This is a genomic window from Corallococcus sp. AB049A (assembly GCF_003668885.1).
Lineage (GTDB): Bacteria > Myxococcota > Myxococcia > Myxococcales > Myxococcaceae > Corallococcus > Corallococcus interemptor.
In genome coordinates this window covers 1-8,485 of sequence record NZ_RAWL01000380.1, presented here as the reverse complement: position 1 = coordinate 8,485, position 8,485 = coordinate 1, and the positions used below count along the sequence as shown (strand labels likewise).

At 69.6% G+C, this 8,485-nt stretch carries 12 protein-coding genes; 5 read left to right on the top strand and 7 right to left on the bottom strand.

All coding sequences use genetic code 11. The annotated features are described in order from the left end of the window. Both D7X55_RS30665 and D7X55_RS30660 read left to right on the top strand, forming a co-directional pair. On the top strand, positions 1 to 174 hold a 174-nt coding region (locus tag D7X55_RS30665), incomplete at its 5' end, for a membrane dipeptidase (RefSeq protein WP_199747221.1). 36 nt (positions 175 to 210) lie between these two features. Continuing rightward, on the top strand, positions 211 to 591 hold the full coding sequence (locus tag D7X55_RS30660) for a hypothetical protein (RefSeq protein ID WP_121724913.1): 381 nt from the start codon (positions 211 to 213) through the stop codon (positions 589 to 591). A gap of 11 nt (positions 592 to 602) precedes the next feature. Here D7X55_RS30660 and D7X55_RS30655 read toward each other — a convergent pair whose 3' ends face one another. The 4 genes from D7X55_RS30655 to D7X55_RS30640 are packed head-to-tail and all read right to left on the bottom strand — an operon-like array spanning position 603 to position 3,061. Beyond that, positions 603 to 965, bottom strand: a complete 363-nt coding sequence (locus tag D7X55_RS30655; protein WP_120552334.1) for a carboxymuconolactone decarboxylase family protein — start codon at positions 963 to 965, stop codon at positions 603 to 605. Positions 966 to 995: 30 nt separating this feature from the next. Next, positions 996 to 1,265, bottom strand: a complete 270-nt coding sequence (locus D7X55_RS30650) for a peroxidase (protein ID WP_120552333.1) — start codon at positions 1,263 to 1,265, stop codon at positions 996 to 998. Between the two features lie 36 nt (positions 1,266 to 1,301). Continuing rightward, positions 1,302 to 2,087 (bottom strand): alpha/beta fold hydrolase, encoded by a 786-nt coding sequence (locus tag D7X55_RS30645; RefSeq protein ID WP_120552343.1) that lies wholly within the window; start codon positions 2,085 to 2,087, stop codon positions 1,302 to 1,304. Between the two features lie 32 nt (positions 2,088 to 2,119). Then, complete coding sequence (locus D7X55_RS30640; RefSeq protein WP_120552332.1) at positions 2,120 to 3,061, bottom strand: magnesium transporter CorA family protein; 942 nt, start codon at positions 3,059 to 3,061, stop codon at positions 2,120 to 2,122. 88 nt (positions 3,062 to 3,149) lie between these two features. Here D7X55_RS30640 and D7X55_RS30635 point away from each other — a divergent pair, with 88 nt between their 5' ends. Genes D7X55_RS30635 through D7X55_RS30625 form a run of 3 tightly spaced genes read left to right on the top strand, consistent with a single transcriptional unit; the run spans position 3,150 to position 6,330 of the window. Then, positions 3,150 to 4,295, top strand: a complete 1,146-nt coding sequence (locus D7X55_RS30635; RefSeq protein ID WP_120552331.1) for a hypothetical protein — start codon at positions 3,150 to 3,152, stop codon at positions 4,293 to 4,295. Between the two features lie 11 nt (positions 4,296 to 4,306). Further along, positions 4,307 to 5,137 carry an HAD-IIB family hydrolase gene (locus D7X55_RS30630; RefSeq protein ID WP_233610167.1) on the top strand — a complete coding sequence of 277 codons (831 nt, stop codon included), beginning with the start codon at positions 4,307 to 4,309 and terminating at the stop codon, positions 5,135 to 5,137. Beyond that, positions 5,134 to 6,330: a class I SAM-dependent rRNA methyltransferase gene (locus tag D7X55_RS30625; RefSeq protein WP_120552329.1), complete on the top strand. Its 1,197-nt coding sequence runs from the start codon at positions 5,134 to 5,136 to the stop codon at positions 6,328 to 6,330. Before D7X55_RS30630 ends, D7X55_RS30625 begins: the two co-directional genes overlap by 4 nt. A 79-nt stretch (positions 6,331 to 6,409) precedes the next feature. On the opposite strand, the gene D7X55_RS30620 is transcribed toward D7X55_RS30625, so the two are convergent. Genes D7X55_RS30620 through D7X55_RS30610 form a run of 3 tightly spaced genes read right to left on the bottom strand, consistent with a single transcriptional unit; the run spans position 6,410 to position 8,316 of the window. Next, on the bottom strand, positions 6,410 to 6,916 hold the full coding sequence (locus D7X55_RS30620) for a hypothetical protein (RefSeq protein ID WP_233610166.1): 507 nt from the start codon (positions 6,914 to 6,916) through the stop codon (positions 6,410 to 6,412). Continuing rightward, entirely contained in the window at positions 6,913 to 7,341 is a 429-nt protein-coding gene (locus tag D7X55_RS30615) for a hypothetical protein (protein ID WP_120552328.1), read from the bottom strand. Before D7X55_RS30615 ends, D7X55_RS30620 begins: the two co-directional genes overlap by 4 nt. Before the next feature lie 36 nt (positions 7,342 to 7,377). After that, positions 7,378 to 8,316 (bottom strand): hypothetical protein, encoded by a 939-nt coding sequence (locus tag D7X55_RS30610; protein WP_120552327.1) that lies wholly within the window; start codon positions 8,314 to 8,316, stop codon positions 7,378 to 7,380. Positions 8,317 to 8,485 lie beyond the last annotated feature (169 nt).

Below are 8,485 nucleotides of genomic sequence, written 5' to 3'. Positions count from 1 at the left end.
GGCGTGGGCAGTGACTACGACGGCATGGTGGCGCTGCCCCGGGGCATGCGGGACGTGACGGATTTGCCGCGACTCACGGAAGCCCTGCTCAAACGACACCCGGAGTCCTGGGTGGAACGTGTGATGGGTGGCAACTTCCGGCGTTACTTCCGCGAGACGCTCGGCGGCGGTTGACAGCGAAATACCTGTCGAAAAGAGTCGCCGCCACCCATGAAACGTCTCTCCCTCGCGCTCCTGGCCTTCGTCGGTTCCTTCCTCCTCTCCGGCTGTGGAGGGCCGGGCTCGGGCGACTCGTGTGACGGCGGCGACTACGTGTGCCAGGACGACGCGCAGGCCCTGGAGTGCCGCAACGGCACCTGGCGTCCGCTGGCGTGCCGCGGGCCGCTGGGCTGCCGCGAGCTGGCGGACAGCGTGCGGTGCGACACGTCCCTCAACCAGGAGAATGACGGGTGCGCCGTGGCCGCCGAGGGCAAGGGCACGTGCAGCCCGAACGGCAACGCGCTCCTCACGTGCCAGCAGGGCGTGCTGGTGAAGACGGCGGATTGCTCGTCGTGCGCGGTGCAGGACTCGCAGGCCGTCTGCCAGCCCTGATTCAGGTGATGTCAGCGCTCCGGGTCCCCGCCGGAGGATGGCGGTGGGGAGCCCGGGGGGGGCGCGGGCAGGTAGCCGCCCGCGGCCATGCGCTTCGCGGACCGCTCGTACATGGCCGGTGAGAGGCCCTGCACGCCGGTGCCGTCAATCCACCGGTTGTAGAAGTTGAAGAGGGCGCAGACGGAGACCGCGTCGTAGACGGCCTCGTCCGTCCAGCCGGCTGCCTTCAGGCGCTCCACGTCCTCGCGGCGCACGTCTCCGGGCGCGTCGTTGAGTTGGTCCACGAAGGCGAACAACGCCTTCTCGGCCTCCGGGATGGGGGCCGTCTTCACATCGTCCAGCACCGCCTGGACGCGCTCCGTGCTGCCCAGCAATTCCGCCGCGACCGCGGCGTGAGAGCCCGTTCAAAATACGCAGGCGTTGCGCCGCGACGTGTACGCGGCGATGAGCTCCCGCAGCCCGGCGGACAGCGGGGACGGGCCGCGCATCACCTCATGCGTGAAGGCGGACAGCGCGTCCGTCATGCGCGGTTTGAAGGCGAACAGGTGCCAGATGCCCGGCGGCGTCATGCCCCCGGCCCGCGCCATGGCGATCATCTTCCCGTAGTGCCCGTCGGACTCGTGCGACTCGACGTCGGGCAGGTACATGGGCTCCGGAGCGGGGGACTTCATCATCGCGCACTTCCCTGGCGAGAGGACGGCAGGCGTCCATCAGGCCAGCGACGCGAGGAAGCTGTCCAGCACCGAGTTGAACGCCTCCGGCTGTTCCTGGTTGGGCAGGTGCGCCGCGCCGGGGATGACCTCCAGCCGCGCGCCCTGCACCAGGTCCGCCATCTGCTTCGCCTTCGCCAGCGGCGTCACCGCGTCGTGCTCGCCCACGACAATCAGCGCGGGCCCGGCGTAGCGCGCGAGCAGGTCCTTGCTGTCCACCCGCAGCGCCATGCCCCGCTGCGCGGCGGCGATGGACTCCGGCGGCACGGCCAGCCCCAGCTTCGTCACCTCGCGGCCCACCGGCGAGTCCGGCCCCGCGTGGACCAGCTTGGGCACCAGCCCCTGGACGACGGACGCCGAGCCCTCCTTGAGCGCCTGCTGCGCGGTGGCCTCGCGCTTGTCCTTCCCGGCGGCGTCGTCCGCGGTGCACTGCGTGTCCGACAGCACCAGCCCGCGCACCCGGCCCGGGTCCTCGCGCAGGAGCGCCAGGGCCGCGTAGCCGCCCATGGACACGCCGCCCACCACCGCGGTGTCAATGTTCAGCGCGTCCAGGAGCGCGAGCGCGTCCTGCGCCAGCTTTCGCATCTCCGTGGGGCCTTCACCCAACCGGCTCTGGCCGAAGCCGCGCAGGTCCGGCACGAGGAAGCGGTAGCGCCCGGACAGCGCGGCCACCTGCCGGTCGAACGCGGAGCCATCCAGCGGGAAGGCGTGCATGAGGAGCACCGGCAGCCCCTGGCCCACGTCCCGGTAGAACAGCGGAGTCCCATCCACGGCGACCGTCAGCATGCGTGCCTCCCACCGAGCCGCGCGCGGCGTCATCAAATCCACTTCTTGTACTTGAACCAGCCGACGAGCCCCAACGGGAAGCCCACCATGGTCCCCCACATGGCGGCGTACCACCATGGTCCCGTCAACTGTTCGAAGTTCTGCCCGAAGAAACCCACGATGAAGGACAGGGGCAGGAAGAGGGTGGCGAAGATGGTGAGCTGCTTGCTGATGTCGTTGGTGCGCTGGGCCACCATGGACAGGTAGCCGTCCATCACGTTGCCCACCACGTCGCGGCTGGCGTCAATCTGCTCGTACAGCCGCACCAGGTGGTCGTAGACGTCGCGGAAGTACAGCGTCGTCTTCTCCTGAATCTGCGGGATGCCCCGGCGCGACAGCATGCCCACCACGTCCCGCTGCGGGGACAGCACGCGGCGCAGCGTCACCAGCGCGCGCTTGAGCTGGAAGATGCGCTGCAGGTGCTCCGGATCCGGCTCGGCGAAGATGGCGTCCTCCAGGTCGTCCAGCCGGTCGCCGAAGTCGTCCATGATGGGGAACTGCGCGTCCACGAGCGCGTCCGCGAGCAGGTAGAGGATGACGTCCACGCCCCGGCCCAGCGTGCCCGCGGGGTCGTCCTTCACGCGCCTCAGGACGGAGTCATGGCCCGGCAGCTTCAGCGCGTGCACGCTGATGAGCCAGTCCTGCGCGAGGAAGAAGTGCTGTTCGTGCAGCGTGAGCTCCGTGACGTCCGAGCCGCAGCTGAAGCCCTGCATCACGATGAACTGGTGGTGCGGGTACTCCTCCAGCTTGGGCCGCTGGTCCAGGTGCAGGCAGTCCTCCACGGCCAGGCGGTGCAGCTGGAAGCGCTCGGCCAGGCGGCCCATCACCTCCGCGTTCGGCTCCAGCACGTCGATCCACTTGGGCCCCGGCCGGTCGAGCAGCTCTTCACCCCCCGAGACAGCCCTGCCGTCCTCCCACAGACAGACCTGGATCATTTCCGTGGACTCCCCGGCCCAGCTGATGGGCCCGGGACGCTTGCTAGAACTCCCCGGACGCGATGTCGAGCGGTAGAGTGGGGGCAACGTGTCCGCTGCCGCCGAGAATCCCCCGCTGGCCTCATTGACCCCGAGGCTCGAACAAATCCTCCAGTCGCTGCCCGACCGCGCCTTCGCCGCGCGGCTGCGAGCGGTGTATCTCGCCGCGGCCCATGCCATCTCCCGGCTGAGCGACCTGGACCTGGTGAAGTACGAGACGCCCGTCGTCGACGCCAGCCCCGACCTGTCGCTGTGGGAGGAGATGGCGCCCGTCATCCGCGACACGGTGATGGACGTCAACGCGCTGCTCAACGTCATCCGGGAGCAGTTCCCCGGCACGCCCCCGCCGTCCGCGTCGCGCGGCAAGGGCTCCACGGACGTGCCCGCCATCCTCCAGGAGGGCATGACGAAGCTGGCCCAGAGCATCACCCAGCTGGGCGAGGCCATGCGCAACCCGTCCGTGGTGAGCGACCGCTGGCAGCTGTTGGCGGAAATCCAACGCTTCCGGTCCGACTACCGCGAACAGATGAGCCAGCTCGTCTTCGAGTCCGCGAGCACCTTCGGCGAGGTGTCCCGCGCCCAGGTGGTGCCCGGCTACGAGGCGGAGGTGAAGGCGGCCGTCACGGTGCGCGCCATCACGTCCGACCTGGCCCGCATCGTCGGGGCGCGGCTCAACAAGGTGCGCGACGCGAAGCCGGAGGAGGTGCTGTGGAACGCGCAGCAGCTCCAGACGGAGCTGGACGCCTTCGGCCGCACCGCCGCGTACCGGAACCTGCGCGCGCAGGACAAGCGCCACATCGTGGAGGCCCGCGCGGAGATTGGCGCGCTCGCGCTCCAGGACGCCCCGGAGAAGCAGGCGCTGCTCACCGTGACGGAGTCGCTGGATGAGCTGGTGCGCAGCCTGTCCGCGGTGAACCAGCGCCAGCTGCTCATCCTCCACGACCGCGAGGTGTGGGCCGCGTGCGGCGTGCGCCTGGAGCGCGCGCTTGCCCAGTCCACGAAGGACCCCGTCGCGTCCGCCAAGGCGCTGGCGGAGGCCGCGGCCAGCGCGCAGTCGCTCTATGGCCGGGACCCCACGATGGACGCGTTCCTGCGCAAGGCGCGCAAGCTGAAGCTCGCGACGCTCACGGGCCCGGAGCTGCTCACCACCATCGAGTCCTTCCAGTCCCAGCTCGCGCAACTGGACGTGATGTGAAGGCCGCGGACATGAAGGCCGGAGCGCCGCGCCCCTTGAGGCAGGCGGACCTGTCCGGCGTGCAGGGCGTCTTCACCGACGTGGACGGCACGCTGACGACGGGCCACAAGCTGCGCAGCCAGACCCTCCAGTCCCTGGAGAAGCTGTCCGCCGCGGGCCTGCGCGTGGTGCTGGTGAGTGGCCGCCCGGCGGGGTGGGGTGAGGCATGGGCCCGTCAGCTCCCCGTGGACGGCGTCGTGGTGGAGAACGGCGGGCTGTTCTTCCTCAAGGACGCGAAGGGGAAGCTTCGGAAGGTGTACCTGGAGCCGCCTGCCCAGCGCGTGGCGAACCGCCAGCGCCTGGAGGAGGAGGTCGAGCGCGTGCTCGCCCAGGTGCCCGGCGCGCGGCTGTCCGTGGACAGCCGTTACACGGAAGTGGACCTGGCGGTGGATTACAACGAGGAGGCCCGGCTGGGAGACGAAGGGGCCTCCCGCATCGAGGCGCTGCTCCGGGCGCGGGGCGTGACGGCGGTGCGTTCGTCCGTCCACGTCAACTGCTGGCTGGGCCGCTTCGACAAGCTCTCCGCGTCGCGCCGCTTCGCGAAGGTGGCGTGGGGCGAGAAGCTGGACCCCGCGGACGGCCGGTACGTCTACGCGGGGGATTCTTTCAACGACGCTCCGATGTTCCAGGCGTTCAAGCTGGGCGTGGGCGTGGCCAACGTGCGCGCGGTGTTGGATCGCATCGACGCGCCGCCGGCCTTCATCACCCGGGCGCCCGAGGGGCGGGGCTTCGAGGAGCTGGCTCGCGCCCTCCTCGCCCGCCGCCGGACGGCCCGCAGTCGCAGTCGAGGAGTTTCAACGTGAATGTCGTGAAGCTGGAGCTGGCCCGAGGCCTGGGGCGTCACCTGCGCGCGGGGCACCCATGGGTGTTCCGCAAGGCCCTGGAGCACATGCCGCGGATCCCGGCCGGCAGCGTGGTGGACCTGACGGAGAACGGGAAGTTCGTCGCGCGCGGGTACTACGACCCGCACTCGGCCATCGCGGTGCGCGTGCTCACGCGGGACTCGCGTGAGACGGTGGACTCGCGCTTCATCACCCAGCGCGTGCAGCGCGCCCTGGCCGCGCGCACGGCGCTCATCGACCTGAAGGACACGGACAGCTACCGCCTCATCCACGGCGAGGGCGACGGCCTGCCCGGCGTGGTGGTGGACCTGTACGCGGGCTGGGCGGTGATGAAGCTCTACTCCGCGGGCCTCACCCCGTACCGCCCCCTCATCGTGGAGGCGCTGAAGGCGGGCGTCCCGGGCCTCAAGGGCATCCTCGGCCGCGACGAGGTGGGGCGCGACGACGTGGAGGAGGACGACGGGCGCGGCAGCGGGAAGATGCTGTGGGGCGAGGAGGCCCCGGAGCTCATCCCCATCCGCGAGCGCGGCGCCATCTTCCTGGTGGACGCGTGGAAGGGGCAGAAGACGGGCTTCTTCCTGGATCAGCGTGAGAACCGCTACCTCATCCGCCGGCTGGGGCAGGGCAGGGACGTGCTCAACTGCTTCAGCTTCAGCGGCGGCTTCTCCGTGAACGCGGCGCTGGGCGGGGCCAACAGCGTCTTCTCCGTGGATCAGGACCCGGAGGCCATCGCCCTGGCGCGGGAGAACTTCACGCGCAACGGGCTGCCGGCGGCGAAGCACGACTTCCTGGCGGCGGACGTGTTCGCGCTCATCCAGTCCTTCAAGGAAGAGGGCCGCACGTTCGACCTCATCATCCTGGACCCGCCCGCCTTCGCGAAGAGCCAGCGCGCGGTGGAGGCGGCCGTGGACGGCTACGCGTCCCTCAACCGGCAGGCGCTGGCGCTCTTGCGTCCCGGCGGCCTGCTGGCCACCGCGTCGTGCTCCGCGCGCGTGACGGGCGACATGTTCATGGGCGCCGTGCGCGAGGCGGGCTTCAAGGCCGGCGTGGACCTGGCGCTGGTGGAGGAGCGCTACCAGCCGCCGGATCACCCCGTGCGCCTGCAGTTCCCGGAAGGGAAGTACCTGAAGTTCTACGTGATGCAGTCGGTGTAGCGGCGCTTCACCGGGCCCCGGGGCGCGCTGTCCATGCAGCGCGCCTCCCAGGAGGCTCGGGAGCGGCCCGGGAAGGCTCTCAGGTCCCGAAGACCTTGTGGGCCACGCGGTCCAGCACGTCCTTGCCCCAGACGACGCTGGCCTTGCCCAGCCGGTCCAGGTCGCGGGTGAACTCGCGGCCGTCCGGCATGACTTCGTAGGTGCGGGTCAGGAAGAGATTGCCGGTGTCGGGCTCGAAGTCGACGTTGCCGCCGCCCGTGTCCGTGCCTTCTTCCTGCTGCTGCCGGAAGCCCTCGATGATGCCGGGCTTGGGCGGTTCGCGGAACCGGTAGATGAGGGCGCTGCACTTGAGCGCCGGCGGCGACTCGACGTGCTCGAAGGCGTACTGGCCTTCGCCGTTCATCATGCCGCCCAGCCCCTGTTCATTGAGGCCTTCGGAGACGCCGGCGCCCTGGGACTGGAGGTACCACTTCACCAGCTGCCGGGCCGCGTCGCGCGTCATCGGCCCTCCAGCGGGCGGCGCGGGACGCGCCAGGCCCATGGAGGACAGGAGCCACTGGACCTTGCTGGAGAAGGAGCTGATCACTTCGCGGGGATGACGCGATCCGCGACGCGGTTGAAGACTTCGTCGCCCCACACGAGGCTGGCTTCCACGAGCCGGTCGAGGTCTTCCTTGAACTGCTGCGCCGACGGCACCACGCCGTAGGTGCGGCTCAGGAAGAGGCTCTTGTTCTCGGCCTCGTAGTCCACCTTGCCGCCGCCAGTGTCCGTGCCCTTCTTCTCTTCGTCACGGAACCCGTCGATGACGCCCGGACGGGGCGCGTCGCGGAAGCGGTAGATGAGGGCGCTGCACTTCAGCGCCCCCGAGTCCTTCACGTGCTCGAAGTAGATCTGCGCTTCGCCAAGAGCGGCGCCGCCAAATCCCTTCGCGTTCAGCCCGGAGGCCTGCGCATCGCCTCCGTGGGCCTGGATGAATGACTGCACCAGCCGCTGGGCATCTTCGAGCGTCATACGTGCAGTCATACCAGTCCAGGCCCGGGATGAGAACTAGCCGGCGCGCGCCTGGTCGAACGGGACGCGCTGGTTGAGGTACGTGTCGTTGATGTTGTGCGCGCCGGAGAAGATGCTCTTCTCGGAGAAGTAGCGGATCTTCGCGTCCTTGCCCGCGTGCTTGAGCAGGTCCAGGGGGCTCTTGCCGCTGGTGCCCAGGCCGAACAGGCCCGGCACGGGGTCCTTGTCGTTGACGTAGTGGACGTACTTGGGGCCGTCCGGGTAGGTCGCCGCCGCGGCGCCGAAGGTCTCCACGGAGACCTTGCCCAGCTTCTCCTGGACCTGCGCGGGGGACAGACCGTCTTCGATGCGCAGCCGCTTGGCCACGTCGTTCAGCGCGCGGCTGGTGATGAGGCCACCCTGGCTGTGCGCCATCAGGTGCACGTCACGGCCGGCCTTCAGCTCCGTGTAGAGCGAGTCCGCCAGCGTGTCCACGGCCGGGTTCTTGCCCTTGTCCATCTTGTCCGTGACGCACTGGCCCAGGTCCTTGAAGAAGCCCTCGGTGGAGTTGTGGATGCCGATGGTCTTCTGACCCGTCTTGTCCGCGATGGCCTGCAGCGTGGTCTCCTGACCCGCCTTGTCCGTCATCATCCCGTTCACGTAGATGATGGTGCCCGGCTGCTTCACGCCGCCCTTGGGCTCGTACGCGGGGACCTGGCTCAGCGGGGTGCTGGCGTCGAAGGCCTGCCCGCCCTTGCCCATGATCTTGCCGTCATAGGCCTTGTCCTTCGCGCCCGCCGGGGCGGTGAACACGGCCGCGGGGGCCGCGGTGCGCACCGCGCTGTTCGTCGCCTTCGCGTCGAAGCCATCCTTCACGGTGTTGACCGGCTTCGCCGTGACCGGGGTCGCCGTCTTGGCCGGGGCGGCCGCGCCGGTCCCCGTGGTCGTGGTGGTGCGCGCGATGGTGTTGTTGGAGGTGCGCCCGATGGTTCCCATGGCTTGAGGCTCCTGCGGTGTGCGGATTTTTGAAGGGGGGAGGGAAAGCTTGCTGCGTTGATCCATTCTCACCCGAAGCGCCGAAAAGTTGCGAGCAGGTCACGGAATGTGTGCAACGCGCTGCGTCGCCGGAACTCCGGCGGGCGGCTCCGGGGGGAGGGCTTAAGGC

Coding starts and splice junctions, on each gene's coding strand:
- D7X55_RS30660 (WP_121724913.1), top strand. CDS start 211: ATGAAACGTCTCTCCCTCGCGCTCCTGGCCTTCGTCGGTTCCTTCCTC.
- D7X55_RS30650 (WP_120552333.1), bottom strand. CDS start 1,265: ATGATGAAGTCCCCCGCTCCGGAGCCCATGTACCTGCCCGACGTCGAG.
- D7X55_RS30645 (WP_120552343.1), bottom strand. CDS start 2,087: ATGCTGACGGTCGCCGTGGATGGGACTCCGCTGTTCTACCGGGACGTG.
- D7X55_RS30640 (WP_120552332.1), bottom strand. CDS start 3,061: ATGATCCAGGTCTGTCTGTGGGAGGACGGCAGGGCTGTCTCGGGGGGT.
- D7X55_RS30630 (WP_233610167.1), top strand. CDS start 4,307: ATGAAGGCCGGAGCGCCGCGCCCCTTGAGGCAGGCGGACCTGTCCGGC.
- D7X55_RS30615 (WP_120552328.1), bottom strand. CDS start 7,341: ATGACGCTCGAAGATGCCCAGCGGCTGGTGCAGTCATTCATCCAGGCC.
- D7X55_RS30610 (WP_120552327.1), bottom strand. CDS start 8,316: ATGGGAACCATCGGGCGCACCTCCAACAACACCATCGCGCGCACCACC.